A 12,099-nucleotide genomic window follows, 5' to 3' on the forward strand; every position below is an offset into this window, starting at 1 on the left:
TGACCCCATGACTGCTGTTCGCGCTGCTTCGATCATCGGCCTTGACGTGCTCGACGTGCGCTTCCCGACGTCGGAGCATCTCGACGGATCCGACGCCATGAATCCCGAACCGGACTATTCCGCGGCCTACGTGATCCTTCGGACCGATGCCCCGGACGGTCTGGAGGGTCACGCGCTGGCCTTCACCACGGGGCGGGGCAACGACGTGCAGGCGGCTGCCATCGCCGCGCTGGCACCGTACGTGGTCGGCCGGGATGTGCACGACATCTGCTCGGACCTGGGCGGCTTCGCTCGCGCCCTGACCCACGACCCGCAGTTGCGCTGGCTCGGGCCGGAGAAGGGCGTCATCCACATGGCCACCGGGGCGGTGGTGAACGCGGCGTGGGACCTGGCCGCGAAACGGGCCGGCCTGCCGGTGTGGCGCTTCCTCAGCCAGATGTCACCCGGCGAACTCGTGTCGCAGGTGGACTTCCGCTGGCTCGGCGACGCGCTCACCCCGCAGGACGCGCTCGAGTTGCTGCGCCGGGCCGAACCGGGCCGGCCGGAACGCACGGCCCGGCTCATCGAGACCGGCTACCCGGCGTACACCACCACACCGGGCTGGCTCGGTTACTCCGACGAGAAGCTGACCAGGCTCGCGCGGGAGGCGGTGGCCGACGGTTTCACCCAGATCAAGCTGAAGGTCGGCGCGTCGCTCGAGGACGACATCCGCCGGATGCGGGCCGCTCGGGCCGCGGTCGGCCCGGACGTGCGGATCGCCGTCGACGCCAACCAGCGGTGGGATGTCGCGCCCGCGATCGAGTGGATGCGGGCCCTCGCCCCCGACCGGCCGTACTGGATCGAGGAGCCCACCTCGCCCGACGACATCCTCGGGCACGCCGCCGTACGAGCCGGAGTCCAGCCGATCAAGGTGGCCACCGGCGAGCACGTCGCCAACCGGGTGGTCTTCAAGCAGTTGTTGCAGGCCGGTGCCGTGGACATCGTGCAGATCGACGCCGCGCGGGTCGGCGGCGTCAACGAGAACATCGCGATCCTGCTGCTGGCCGCGAAGTTCGGCGTCCCGGTGTGCCCCCACGCGGGCGGCGTCGGCCTGTGCGAGATGGTGCAGCATCTGGCGATGTTCGACTACGTCGCCGTCTCGGGCACGGTCGAGGACCGGGTGATCGAGTACGTCGACCATCTGCACGAGCATTTCGTCGACCCGGTACGCCTGCGCGACGGCCGCTATCAGGCCCCGGCCCGGCCCGGGCTCAGCGCGCAGATGCTGCCGCGGGCGCTCAAGGAGTACGCGTACCCCGACGGTCCGGTCTGGTCCTCCCGTGTCTGACCCCGGCCTGGTCGACGCCCATCACCATCTGTGGGATCTGGACCGGCGCCCGCAGCCCTGGCTGGACGAACCGGCCCACCAGCCGATCCGCCGGACGTTCGGCACCGCGGACCTGGCCGCGGCGGCCACCCGTCCGATCGCCGGCCGGCGGTTGCGGACCACGGTGCTGGTGCACTGCCTGGCTTCCGTCGGCGAGACGAGGGAGCTTCTGGCCCTGGCCGCCGAGGATCCGCTGGTCGGAGCCGTGGTCGGCTGGGTGGATCTGACATCGCCGGCGGTCGGCGACGTTCTCGACGAGTTGAGCGCCGGGCCGGGCGGCGCGTACCTGCGGGGTCTGCGTCATCTCGTCCAGGGCGAGGACGATCCCGGCTGGTTGCAGCGCCCGGACGTCGAGCGCGGGTTGCGGGCGGCCCGGCAACGTGGTCTCGGGTACGACCTTCTCGTCCGCAGCCACCAGTTCCCCCAGGCCATCCGCCTCGCCGAGCGTCTGCCGGAGATGCCGATGGTCCTCGACCACGCGGGCAAGCCACCGATCGCCGGTGGCGACCTCACGGACTGGGAACGGCAGCTGCGCCGCCTGGCCGAGCACGAGCAGGTGATGTGCAAGGTCTCCGGGCTGATCACCGAGGCCGACCATGCGCTCTGGAGCCCGGCCGACATCCGGCCGGTCGTCGAGGTGCTGCTGTCCGCGTTCGGCCCGCGGCGGCTGATGTTCGGGTCCGACTGGCCGGTCTGCACGCTGGCCGGCGGCTGGAACCGGTGGGCCGCGACGGTCGACGGTCTGCTGTCCGGCTGTTCACCCGAGGAGGCCGGCGCCGTGCTGTCCGGCACCGCCCGCTCCTTCTACGGATGTTGACCGCCTGGTGAGGCCGACGGTTGCCATTTTCCGTTCACCGACGTCGATGCCCGTGCCAGAATCTCGGCCATGCTGCACCGAGACGAGGCCGCCCTGGCCGCCTACGTGGCCGACCGCCCCGGTCGAGCCGTGCTGGTGATCCGCGAATCTCCCGACGACGAGATGGCCATGGCCGCGCTACGAGCCGCGGCGGACGCCGTCCGAGCCATCCCCCACCCCGACGAGCCCACCGCGCCCTTACCCAATGCGGCAGACGCCTTTCTCAGCGACGACGGCCCGACCCTCCACCTGGATCTGCAGGACCACGCCGGCCAGGCCCCGCGGGTGGTCGCGGCGGCGTTGGCCGCGCTCGACGCCGGCGGGGTGTCCGGCCGCCTGGAGCCGCTCCGCCCACCGGCGCCGCCTTACGAATACGACGCGAACGCCCACATCCTCACCGGCGTGACATTCCTGGAATCGCTCGACGAACGCGGTCTTCCACCCGCTTTCCCCGACGCTTTTCCCATTCCCGCCGAAGCTGTTCTGGTGCTGGCCCAGCAGTCCAAGTCAGACACTTGGCAGCACGCGGCCTGGCGCCGCTCACACCCATTCGCCGAATACCCCGAAGCGCTGCGCGCTTTCGGTTGCGACTTGGAGCCGGTGACAGCCCGGGACGCCCTCATGAAGGCCACAGGCATGACCCGGGACCTGATCCGCCACCCAGCCGGCTCAGGCAGCGTCTCCTCCTACCACGAATACGGGGCAGGCGACGACCCCCGCCTCTTCTACGTCAGCGTGGTCTGGCGCCCATCTGTTTGAAGTCCGCCGCCGGTCATACGTTCATGGTGCGCAGCCGTACAGCCTCGAGGTAGTCCCACAGGGCGCGTTCGCGGTCGGCGTCGTAGGACTCGCTCGACGAGGGTGTCACGCGGGTGCGGTCGACGTACGAGCCGGACGGCGCGGCCGTGCGCCCGGTGATGGTGGCGGCGAGCCGGCGGCCGGCCGTCGCGGCGTCGTCGATGGCCGGCGTCACCGTGAGCAACGGGACGACCCGGTCGTTGAGGAAGCGGGCGAAGGGCTTGGCGTGCCGGCCGTGCCCGGTGGCGGGGACCAGGCCAGGGCTGTGCGCGACGATGTCCACGCCAGGAGGCAGGCGCCTCGCCCACTCGTGCACCAGGTACATCGCCGCGAGCCTGCTGGTCGCGTACGCGGTGTACCCCGCGGCGGCGCTCGCCGGCGACGGGAAGGCGCCCGGCCGGGCCAGGACGCTCGGGTCGGCCCAGCGTGGTGCCGGGGTCAGTCCGTACGTGTGCCGTAGATCCCCGAAGTGTGTGCCGCTGTTCGTGAGCACGATCCGGGCCGGGCCGGCCAGCCGGGATTCGAGTGCGCGCAGCAGCAGATGGTTGGCCAGCACGTTCACGGCGAACGTGGTCTCCAGGCCATCCGGTGTGGTGTGCAGGGCATCGGTGAACTGGACGCCCGCGTTGCCGGCGAACCCGCGCAGCGGCGGCAGCTCTCCCGCGTCGAGCAGAGCGCCCACGGTTCGGCCGGCCGACTCGACACTGTCGATACTCGCCAGTTCGGTGTTCACGACCGTGACCCGGTCGTCGGCCCGTAGCTCACGCATCGCCTCGGCGCTGGTGGACTCACGGGCGAGGACGACAAGCCGGAGCTCCGGGTCGTCGTGCAGCAGGGCGGCCGCTGCGAAGCGCCCGATTCCCCGGGTCGCGCCAGTCATGACCAGCGTGTGCATATTTTTCTCCGTTCCCCTCGGCTGGCAACACCGATGACGCTAGAGCGATCAGTTCGCCGAAAGCGTCACCACGGAGTGGACAGTTCGCTGTCGCTCGCATGGGGGACCGGTTTTTCGGGCCCCGGTCACCTTTTGGTGACCGGGGCACTAAAAAGTGCGTTCTTCCGCGATCGGTATCGGCCTCCTACGGTTTTCCAGTAACCGAAAGAAAGTACGGAGGCAATTGACATGGCCGTAGCCCTGGTGAACCCGAGCGGGCTGCCCGAGATCCCGATCTACCGACACGTGTCGGTGGCCACCGGGTCGAAGCTCATCCACGTCGCGGGCCAGGTCTCCTGGGACGAGTCGGGCGCGCTGGTCGGCGACGGCGATCTCGCCGCCCAGGTCGAGCAGTGCTACCTGAACGTGGGAACCGCTCTGGCCGGCGTCGGCGCGACCTTCGCCGACGTGGTGAAGCTGACCATGCACGTCGTCGCCTGGAAGCCCGAGCAGATGCCGCTGGTGCTGGACGGGATCAGCCGCGCGGCGGCGAAGCTGGGCGTCACCCCGGCGGCACCGGCGTCGCTGTTCGGCATCGTGGCGCTCGACGTGCCGGAGCACCTCGTGGAGCTGGAGGCCGTCGCCGTGCTGGACTAGCCGGCGGCCGGGTCGCGGAATCGGCTACGGGACGCCTCGATGTGACCGAGGTACCGCTGGGTCCAACCGCACATCCCGTCGGCCACCTGACGCAACCCCTCGCCGGCCTCGGTGAGGGTGTAATCCACACGCGGCGGGATGGTGGGGTAGACGGTTCGCTCCACCAGCCCGTTGCGTTCCAGCATGCGCAGATTCTGGGTGAGCATCTTGTGGCTGATGCCGCCGATCTTGGTACGGAGCTCACCGAAGCGCAGGGCGCCGTCGCCCAGGAACTCGATGATCAGCAGAGCCCACTTGTTGGCGACATCCGAGAAGATCTCGCGCGCCAGCGAGTCCGCCCGGGCCAGATCGGCTTCCGGCGGCAGCCCACTGATCTCTTCCCGGGTTCCCATCCAACACTCTCCTTCGGTTTCTGAGTAACTGACAGAGAGTATCGCGGGGCGCGGGGTCAGCGCTGATTCCCCGCGCGCAGCCAGGCGATGTAGTCCGCGGCGGCGGCGGCGGTGTCGTACCGGGGTTCGAAACCGGTGTCCTCGCGCAGGCGTGTGATGTCGAGCCAGCTCACCGGGCGGTTTCCGCCCGAGGGAAGGTCGCACCGGAACTCCGGCTCGACGGAGCGGATCGCGGTGATGACGTCGGCGTTGCTCGTGGCGCGACCGGAGGCGACGTTGTACGTGGAATGGCTCAGCTTCGGCGCGAGCTGCAGCAGCGCGAGCGCGCGACCGGTGTCCTTGACGTACAGCAGGTCGAGGGCGTCCTCCGCGTGCGGCGGCGCGATGAGCCCCGACAGGTCGGGTTCGGCGCGCCGGGCTGCGGCGTCGGCCAGGGAAGGGGCGGCGAAGAACGGGTCGGGCAGGTGTCCGCCGGGGCCCCAGGTTCCCGAGATGCGTGCGTTGACGATCTCCACGTCCGTCACGTCCGAGAGGTGGCCGGCGAGGAGTTCGGTGATCTTCTTGAACGTGGGGATGGGGTGGGAGTGCTCGAAGGAGATCGGCACGTCCTCGGTCAGCCCATCTTCGGCGGCGAAGCCGTAGACGCCGATGGTGCTCGCGGTCACGACACGGCGCACACCCCAGGCCTGCGCGGCGCGGGCGATGTTGAGGAACGCCTCCAGGGCCGCCCCGGTGGCCTCGATCGGGTCGTCGTCGGTCACCGGCCAGGGCAGGGCGACGGCGAGGTGCACGATCCCGGTGATCGGGTACTGCCGGCCGACGGCGAGCAGGGCGTCGAGGTCGGCGACGTCGGCCTGGACGAGGTGAAGGGGCAGGTCGGTGAGGTGCGGGGGAGCCTGCGGAGTGCGGCGCTGGAGCAGGACGCACTCCTCACCGGCCTCGGTGAGGGCGCGGACGGTGTGGGAGCCGATGAAGCCGGCTCCTCCGGTGACGAGAATCATGGTGATGCCTTTCGAAGTGACTCTGATTGTCAGGAACTCAAACGATCAGTAGTGCTGACGATCAGAGTACGCCTAAGATGGTGGTCATGTCCACAAGCGCTGACCCGCACGAGGTCCTGGGGTACCTCCTCAAGCACGCGACCCAGAAGCTCACGGCGTTGACGGACGCGGCGCTCGAACCGCTGGGGATCGACAGCAAGGAATTCGGGGCGCTTCGGGTCCTGGCCAACCGAGAACCGGCGTCGCAGCTGCAGGTGGCGCAGACGCTCGGCGTCGACCGCACCACGATGGTGGCGTTGCTGGACGTGCTCGAACGCAAGGGCGTCGTCACGCGACGACCCGACCCCGCGGACCGGCGCAAGAATGTCGTCGAGCTCACCGAGCAGGGGTTGCAGATCTACGACGCGGCTCAGGTCGCGTACCGAAAGGCCGAGAGCACGTTCCTGGCCGGGACCAGCCCCAGTGCGTCGGATCAGTTCCGCCGGACGCTGCGAACCCTCGTGGAGAACTGAGCGGACCCCGGGCTCAGCGGGCGTTGCAGAGGGCGTGGTCGACCAGGTCGGTGGTGATGTCCGCCGTGGGCATCTGCACGCCGGGGTCCGGCTTGAGCGAGTCGGTGTTGATCGACACGGTGACGCTGCGGGAGCCGTTCGGGGTGACGCCGTTGCGGGTCATGAAGCCGGGGATGTCGCCGCCGTGGCTCCAGTAGCCGCCGCACGAGTTGTCCGCCCACACGATGCCCAGGCCGTACCGGGCGCCGGGCCACCTGGCCCGCAGATTGTCGTCGGTCGCCACGGTGCGTTGCATCTCGGCGAGCTGGGCGCGCTTGAGCACCTTGCCGGTCACCAGCGCCCGCAGGAAGGTGTTGGCGTCGTCCGCGGTGCTGATCATCTCACCGGCCGGGCCGGCCAGGGACGGGTTCAACAGTGTGGCGTCGATCGGCTCGCCGTAGCGGGGGTCCTCCGGCGTCGCGCCCGGGCCGGGGAACCGCTGGTAGCCCACCGCGTGCGGGCGCGGGATCGTCGGCGTGGTCCCCGGCAGGTAGGTGTCGCGCAGGCCGAGCGGCCGCACGATCCGGTCGCGGACCTCCTGCTGCCAGGTGTGGCCGGTGACCTTCTCGATGATCATCGAGGCCACGACGTAGCCGGTGTTGGAGTAACTCCACCGCGTGCCCGGCGCGAAGTCGGCCGGGAACCGCGTGGCCAGGCCGACGAGTTCGGCGTTCGTCCAGGTACGCAGGCGCGACTCCTGGAATCCCTCCTCGGTGCCCATGGCGGTCATGGCGTTGGTGTACTCGGGCAGGCCGCTGGTGTGTTGCAGAAGCTGCCGGACGGTGATCTTCCGGCCGTCGTTGCCGTTGCTGCGGATGAGGCCGGGCAGGAACCGTTCGACCTTGTCGTCCAGCGACAGCTTGCGTTCGCCGGCGAGCTGCAGCACCGTCGCCGCCACGAACGGCTTGGTGTAACTGCCGATCCGGAACTTCGCGTCCCACGCGATCGGGGTGCGCCTCGCGACGTTGCCGTGACCACTACGCACCCGGATGTCACCGCGCGGCGTGTCCAGTTCGACCAGCACGCCGGGTGCCCCGTACCTCTGTAGGGCGTCAGCGTCGGACTGCAGCGTGGCGCCCAGGCCCGAGCCGTTGGTTGTGGCTTGTGCGGCTCCGATACCGACCACGGTGGCTCCCGCCACCGTCGCCGCGAGCATGACGGCCGCAAATGATTTCCTCATGCCGACGACGCTAGAAAGATCGATGAGAGAAAACGTCACCACACGGTGGACACTCCGTCGTCCCCCGCCCGAGGGACACCTGGCCCGGGGCAGATCCTTGTCCCCCGAGCGAGCTACCCGCAGGTGTCCACTGTGCGGTGACGATTTCCGGGCCGTTGATCCATAGCCTTCCTCTCAGTGCGGCGCCCCGGGCCGCGGGCCTGGTGAAGGAGTCGTCATGCGTTTCGTCAAACAGTTCCTGGCCGTGCTGGTGGTCATGGTGGTGGGCGGTCAAGCGACCGCCGCGGTGCGGGACAACCCGTGGCTGACCCTCGCCGCCGGCCTGCTGTCGGCGGTCCTGACCATCCTCACCTACCGCTGGGTGGTGCGGCGCACCGAGCATCGCGAGGTCACCGAACTGGCCGGCGGCGTTTCCCGATTCGCCGCGGGGGCGCTGATCGGCGGTGCGATGTTCGCGTCGGTCGCGGTGAACCTGGCCTTCAACGGCGGTTTCCACGTCGGCGGCATCGGCTCGGTGCCGAACACGGCCGGCATCCTCGGGTTCATGGCGGCCGCCGCCGTGACCGAGGAGGTGCTGTTCCGGGGGGTGCTGTTCCGGATCGTCGAGGAGCGGATCGGCACGTACCCGTCGCTGATCCTGACCGGTGTGGCGTTCGGCGCCATGCACCTGCTCAACGAGAAGGCCACCCTCTGGGGGGCGCTCGCCATCGCCGTCGAAGCCGGGTTCATGCTGGCCGCCTGCTTCGCCGCCTTCCGCAACCTGTGGGTGCCGATCGGCCTGCACTTCGCCTGGAACTTCCTGCTCGCCGGCATCTTCAGCCTCACGTCGTCCGGCAACGGCCTCGGCCAGGGCCTGCTCGACGTCACGATCACCGGTCCGAAGCTGTTCACCGGCGGGGAGTTCGGTCCCGAGGGCGGCGTGGCGGCGGTCGGCGCGGGCACCCTGCTGACCATCGTCTTCCTCATCGTGGCCCACCGCCGCGGTCACATCGTCCGGCCGGGTGGCCGGAGCGCCGGCGTCACCGAGGCCACCACGGTTGCCCGGTGATCGATGTCCCCGGAACGCCTGTCAACGCCAGACGCTTGTGTGTGCTCCGTATCGGGCCCATGGCAGCTGGATCGTTCGGGGGTCGACGTCGTAGCTGGTGCCGGTGCTGGTGTGAATGGTGAGGGTGTCCACGCGGGCGGTGGTGGCCTGGCCGGGCCACCAGGCGGCCCAGAAGTCGTCGTGGATGGTGGCGGTGACGGTGGTGCCGTCGGCGAGGTTGATGTCGACGCCGTTCACTTGGGGGCCCAGGGAGCCGTTGAGGGAGTAGTTCGCGGTCGTGGGGTCCTCGTCCGGGGTGGCGTACGGCGTACCGCCGAGGACCTGGACGTCGGTGCCGGCCGGCCAGGTGTAGGGGTGGTCCCACACCGTGGACGACCCGCCCTGGAAGTCGTCGCCGCCTTTCAGGCCGCTGATGACGATGAGGGGGTCGCGGGCGGTGCCGGAGCCTTTGGTGATGTCCACGCAGTAGGTCCAGTCACCGCGGCGGTCGATCAGGATGCTGCGCCGGGCGGCCGCCTGTGGGCGGGCGGGGACGCCTTGGATGCCGACGCCGATGCCGGTGAGGTCGGTGCACTTGGACGCCTGGGTGGCGATGTCCTCGTCGTCGGCTTGCCGGCTCGCCTCGGCGGCGGTGGTCGCGCTGGTGGGGACGGCGCTCCAGCTGGCGTAGCCGGCCGGGGCGGTGGGGTCGGCGGTGAGGATGACCGTGGAGGTGACGGCGACGGCGGCCACCGCCGTGAGGGCCAGGCCGATGCGGCGCGGTGCGGGCCGCGCCCAGACCGGCCGGCGGTCGGTCGCCGCTTCCCGCACCAGCACGGCGCGTACGGCGGCGTGCCGCTCACGGTCCATGCCGCTGAGGGTGGAAGTCATGACAGCTCCGGTTCCGTGACAGTGGAGGTGTTCGGGACGGGATCGTCGGCGTGCAGCCGGGCTCGTGCTCGCGACAGCCGGGAGCGGACGGTGCCGATGGGCACGCCCAGGGCGAGTGCGGCTGAGGCGTAGTCCAGGCCCTGCCAGACGCACAGGGTCAGGACTTCCTGTTCGGCTGGACGGAGCCGGGCGAAGGCCGCCTGTAGCCGAGCCAGTTGACGTTGATCGTCCAGCCGGGCGGCGACACCGTCGGCGTGGTCGGGCTCGTTAGCGATGGCGGGCAGGCGGTCCAGGGCGGCGCGGTGGCGCCGGGTGGTGCGCCAGCGGCGCTGGATGGTGCGCCGGGCTATGCCGTACAGCCAGGGGAGTGCCTTGCCGTCGATGAGCTCGACGTCGTGGCGGCGGCGCCACGCTTCGAGGAAGACGATGGACACCAGGTCGTCGGCGGTGTCCAGGGAGCCGGTGCGGCGAGCGCAGTAGCTGTGGATCGCGTCGCCATGGCGGTCGAACAGCACGCCGAAGCTGTCCGGGTCTCCGGCGATCGCGCGGCGCCACAGCTCGCCGTCGCCGAGCTGACTCTCCGGGGCGTCCGGTGGTCTGCTACGGGCGGAGTGGGGCTTCGGCGGCATCCCCGGCATTGTGCTCACACCTGTTCATGCCCCCAGCGCCCGTCGAGTTCCCGTACGGCGAGTGTCCTGTGTTTCTGGCCATAACCGGGAGGTCTTGCGCCAGGACTCCTCTGCCGCAATAGTTGGCACTGCCAAACAAACTGATCGCCAGAAAGAAGGAACGACATGCCTCGCATCGCCACCGTCGACCCCGCCACCGCCGAGGGTCAGGCCCGCACGCTGCTCGGCCGGGTCGAGAAGGCCCTGGGCGTCACCCCGAACATGATGCGGGCGATGGCCAACTCGCCGGCCGTGCTCGACGCCTACCTCCAGTTCTCCGGCGCGCTGTCCAAGGGCCGGCTCCCGGGCCGGGTGCAGGAGCAGATCGCCCTGGTCGCGGCCGTGGAGAACGAGTGCGGCTACTGCCTGGCCGCGCACACCGTGCTGGGCGCCCGGGCCGGTCTCTCCGAGGACGACCTGGTCGCCGGCCGCGGCGCGCGGGCTTCCGACCCGAAGGTCGAGGCGGCGCTGACCTTCGCCAAGGCGATCATCGCCAGTAAGGGCTTCGTCACCGACGAAGACCTGGCCAAGGTTCGCGCGGCCGGCTACGACGACGGCGAGATCGGCGAGATCGTGGCCGCCGTCGCGCTCAACACGTTCACCAACTACTTCAACTCGGTCGGCCAGACCACCCTCGACTTCCCGGCCGTCGAGGGCGTCGCGCTGCGCGACTGACATCGACAGCCCTTCCGGCCAGACCACTGAGGAGCCGACCATGTCCCACCATCTCGATTCGCCGCTCGCCCGGCAGGATCCCCGCCTCAACATCACCGACCAGTACGTGTTCGACAGCCCCGGCGCGACAGTCCTGATCATGAACGTCCGCACCTCGCTGGCCGGCGACGCGACCCCGGCCGGCTTCCACGACGAGGGCCGATACGAGTTCAAAATCGATGCCTTGGGTACGGGCGTCGAGGCGCTCACCCTTCGCCTGGTCTTCGACGCCGGACAGAATTACCGCGTCTACCGGCTCACCGGAGCCGAAGCGGCCGACGACGCGGCCACCGGAGCCGAGATTGCCCGGGGCCGCAGCGGCGTGGTCACCTCCGGCGAAGGTGGCATCCGGATCTGGGCCGGGCGCGCGGCCGATCCGTTCTTCCTCGACCTGCGGCAGCTCGGCCTGATCGACCAGATCGTGCAGCACGGGCAGCCGGCCGATCCGCGCCCGCCGGCCGACGTGGCCAGCACGTTCGCCGGGGCAACGGTTTCGAGCATCGTCCTCGAGATTCCGCACTCCGACCCCGTGCTTTCGCCGGGTCGTGAGATCCGGGTCTGGAGCGTGGCCAAGCTCGCCACCGACGTCGGCGGCTGGCGGCAGATCAACCGGGCCGGTCTGCCGATGATCTGGCCGATCTTCCGCGACCACGACTCCGAGGTGTCCAGCCACGCCAACGAGACCCGGCCGGCCGAGGACCGGGACCGCTACGGCAAGGCAACCGAGGAGCTGATCCGCGACACTGTGCGGCGGCTCGGCACCACCAGCCGGCCCGAGGCGTACGCGGCCACCGTGGTCCAGCGCCTCTTCCCGGACACCCTCCCGTACGTCGTCGGCACCGCGGCCGCCTTCTCGTTCGCCGGGTTCAACGGCCGCCGCCTCGGCGACAACGCTCCCGAGGTGATGTTCTCGCTGGTCACCAACTCCGCGGTCAGCACCGGCCTGACGCCGGCCGGCACTTCGGACGAGTTCCCCTTCGTGATCCCGGCCGAGGTCGGCTGAGCCCGCCCGCCGCGGGGGGGGGCCGGGGGGGGGGCCCCCCCGCCCCCCCCCCCGCGCGCCGCCGCCGGCCCGGGGGGCCCCCGGCGCCAGCACCAACACAACCCCACCGAAAAGGCGCCCC

The 12,099-nt window shown here is 70.3% G+C and carries 14 protein-coding genes; 8 read left to right on the forward strand and 6 right to left on the reverse strand.

Annotated elements, in window-relative coordinates:
- The first annotated feature begins 7 nt into the window (after positions 1-7).
- The 3 genes from ACGFJ7_RS41050 (at position 8) to ACGFJ7_RS41060 (ending at position 2,981) form a co-directional block, all read left to right on the forward strand.
- Complete coding sequence (locus ACGFJ7_RS41050) at positions 8-1,327, forward strand: enolase C-terminal domain-like protein (RefSeq protein ID WP_360256775.1); 1,320 nt, start codon at positions 8-10, stop codon at positions 1,325-1,327.
- Positions 1,320-2,183, forward strand: coding sequence for an amidohydrolase family protein (locus tag ACGFJ7_RS41055; RefSeq protein ID WP_392647407.1), 864 nt, complete (start codon positions 1,320-1,322; stop codon positions 2,181-2,183). Before ACGFJ7_RS41050 ends, ACGFJ7_RS41055 begins: the two co-directional genes overlap by 8 nt.
- A gap of 69 nt (positions 2,184-2,252) precedes the next feature.
- Positions 2,253-2,981, forward strand: coding sequence for a hypothetical protein (locus ACGFJ7_RS41060; protein ID WP_392647410.1), 729 nt, complete (start codon positions 2,253-2,255; stop codon positions 2,979-2,981).
- A 13-nt stretch (positions 2,982-2,994) separates the two neighbouring features.
- On the opposite strand, the gene ACGFJ7_RS41065 is transcribed toward ACGFJ7_RS41060, so the two are convergent.
- On the reverse strand, positions 2,995-3,915 hold the full coding sequence (locus ACGFJ7_RS41065) for an SDR family NAD(P)-dependent oxidoreductase (protein WP_392647411.1): 921 nt from the start codon (positions 3,913-3,915) through the stop codon (positions 2,995-2,997).
- 228 nt (positions 3,916-4,143) lie between these two features.
- On the opposite strand from ACGFJ7_RS41065, the gene ACGFJ7_RS41070 reads away from it, so the two are divergent.
- Positions 4,144-4,551, forward strand: a complete 408-nt coding sequence (locus tag ACGFJ7_RS41070) for a RidA family protein (RefSeq protein WP_360256767.1) — start codon at positions 4,144-4,146, stop codon at positions 4,549-4,551.
- On the opposite strand, the gene ACGFJ7_RS41075 is transcribed toward ACGFJ7_RS41070, so the two are convergent.
- Positions 4,548-4,943: a helix-turn-helix domain-containing protein gene (locus tag ACGFJ7_RS41075; RefSeq protein ID WP_360256765.1), complete on the reverse strand. Its 396-nt coding sequence runs from the start codon at positions 4,941-4,943 to the stop codon at positions 4,548-4,550. The genes ACGFJ7_RS41070 and ACGFJ7_RS41075 overlap by 4 nt on opposite strands.
- A 56-nt stretch (positions 4,944-4,999) precedes the next feature.
- On the reverse strand, positions 5,000-5,944 hold the full coding sequence (locus ACGFJ7_RS41080) for an NAD-dependent epimerase/dehydratase family protein (protein WP_392647414.1): 945 nt from the start codon (positions 5,942-5,944) through the stop codon (positions 5,000-5,002).
- 86 nt (positions 5,945-6,030) lie between these two features.
- Between ACGFJ7_RS41080 and ACGFJ7_RS41085 the strand changes: the two genes are divergently transcribed.
- Positions 6,031-6,456: a MarR family transcriptional regulator gene (locus ACGFJ7_RS41085; RefSeq protein WP_360256761.1), complete on the forward strand. Its 426-nt coding sequence runs from the start codon at positions 6,031-6,033 to the stop codon at positions 6,454-6,456.
- Positions 6,457-6,469: 13 nt separating this feature from the next.
- Here the strand turns inward: ACGFJ7_RS41085 and ACGFJ7_RS41090 are convergent, their stop codons facing one another.
- Positions 6,470-7,675 (reverse strand): serine hydrolase domain-containing protein, encoded by a 1,206-nt coding sequence (locus ACGFJ7_RS41090; RefSeq protein ID WP_392647418.1) that lies wholly within the window; start codon positions 7,673-7,675, stop codon positions 6,470-6,472.
- Positions 7,676-7,892: 217 nt separating this feature from the next.
- Between ACGFJ7_RS41090 and ACGFJ7_RS41095 the strand changes: the two genes are divergently transcribed.
- Entirely contained in the window at positions 7,893-8,723 is an 831-nt protein-coding gene (locus tag ACGFJ7_RS41095) for a CPBP family intramembrane glutamic endopeptidase (RefSeq protein WP_392647421.1), read from the forward strand.
- A gap of 21 nt (positions 8,724-8,744) precedes the next feature.
- Here ACGFJ7_RS41095 and ACGFJ7_RS41100 read toward each other — a convergent pair whose 3' ends face one another.
- Positions 8,745-9,593: a hypothetical protein gene (locus ACGFJ7_RS41100; protein WP_392647423.1), complete on the reverse strand. Its 849-nt coding sequence runs from the start codon at positions 9,591-9,593 to the stop codon at positions 8,745-8,747.
- Positions 9,590-10,222: an RNA polymerase sigma factor gene (locus ACGFJ7_RS41105; protein ID WP_360256751.1), complete on the reverse strand. Its 633-nt coding sequence runs from the start codon at positions 10,220-10,222 to the stop codon at positions 9,590-9,592. The genes ACGFJ7_RS41100 and ACGFJ7_RS41105 overlap by 4 nt, the downstream gene beginning before the upstream one ends.
- Before the next feature lie 165 nt (positions 10,223-10,387).
- Here ACGFJ7_RS41105 and ACGFJ7_RS41110 point away from each other — a divergent pair, with 165 nt between their 5' ends.
- On the forward strand, positions 10,388-10,936 hold the full coding sequence (locus ACGFJ7_RS41110; protein ID WP_392647426.1) for a carboxymuconolactone decarboxylase family protein: 549 nt from the start codon (positions 10,388-10,390) through the stop codon (positions 10,934-10,936).
- A gap of 40 nt (positions 10,937-10,976) precedes the next feature.
- Positions 10,977-11,978 carry a DUF4331 family protein gene (locus ACGFJ7_RS41115; protein ID WP_360256747.1) on the forward strand — a complete coding sequence of 334 codons (1,002 nt, stop codon included), beginning with the start codon at positions 10,977-10,979 and terminating at the stop codon, positions 11,976-11,978.
- The last annotated feature ends 121 nt before the right edge of the window (positions 11,979-12,099 follow it).

This window comes from Actinoplanes sp. NPDC048988 (assembly GCF_043197815.1).
Lineage (GTDB): Bacteria > Actinomycetota > Actinomycetes > Mycobacteriales > Micromonosporaceae > Actinoplanes.

Coding starts and splice junctions, on each gene's coding strand:
- ACGFJ7_RS41050 (WP_360256775.1), top strand. CDS start 8: ATGACTGCTGTTCGCGCTGCTTCGATCATCGGCCTTGACGTGCTCGAC.
- ACGFJ7_RS41085 (WP_360256761.1), top strand. CDS start 6,031: ATGTCCACAAGCGCTGACCCGCACGAGGTCCTGGGGTACCTCCTCAAG.
- ACGFJ7_RS41115 (WP_360256747.1), top strand. CDS start 10,977: ATGTCCCACCATCTCGATTCGCCGCTCGCCCGGCAGGATCCCCGCCTC.
- ACGFJ7_RS41095 (WP_392647421.1), top strand. CDS start 7,893: ATGCGTTTCGTCAAACAGTTCCTGGCCGTGCTGGTGGTCATGGTGGTG.
- ACGFJ7_RS41100 (WP_392647423.1), bottom strand. CDS start 9,593: ATGACTTCCACCCTCAGCGGCATGGACCGTGAGCGGCACGCCGCCGTA.
- ACGFJ7_RS41070 (WP_360256767.1), top strand. CDS start 4,144: ATGGCCGTAGCCCTGGTGAACCCGAGCGGGCTGCCCGAGATCCCGATC.
- ACGFJ7_RS41105 (WP_360256751.1), bottom strand. CDS start 10,222: ATGCCGCCGAAGCCCCACTCCGCCCGTAGCAGACCACCGGACGCCCCG.
- ACGFJ7_RS41060 (WP_392647410.1), top strand. CDS start 2,253: ATGCTGCACCGAGACGAGGCCGCCCTGGCCGCCTACGTGGCCGACCGC.
- ACGFJ7_RS41065 (WP_392647411.1), bottom strand. CDS start 3,915: ATGCACACGCTGGTCATGACTGGCGCGACCCGGGGAATCGGGCGCTTC.
- ACGFJ7_RS41090 (WP_392647418.1), bottom strand. CDS start 7,675: ATGAGGAAATCATTTGCGGCCGTCATGCTCGCGGCGACGGTGGCGGGA.
- ACGFJ7_RS41110 (WP_392647426.1), top strand. CDS start 10,388: ATGCCTCGCATCGCCACCGTCGACCCCGCCACCGCCGAGGGTCAGGCC.
- ACGFJ7_RS41080 (WP_392647414.1), bottom strand. CDS start 5,944: ATGATTCTCGTCACCGGAGGAGCCGGCTTCATCGGCTCCCACACCGTC.
- ACGFJ7_RS41075 (WP_360256765.1), bottom strand. CDS start 4,943: ATGGGAACCCGGGAAGAGATCAGTGGGCTGCCGCCGGAAGCCGATCTG.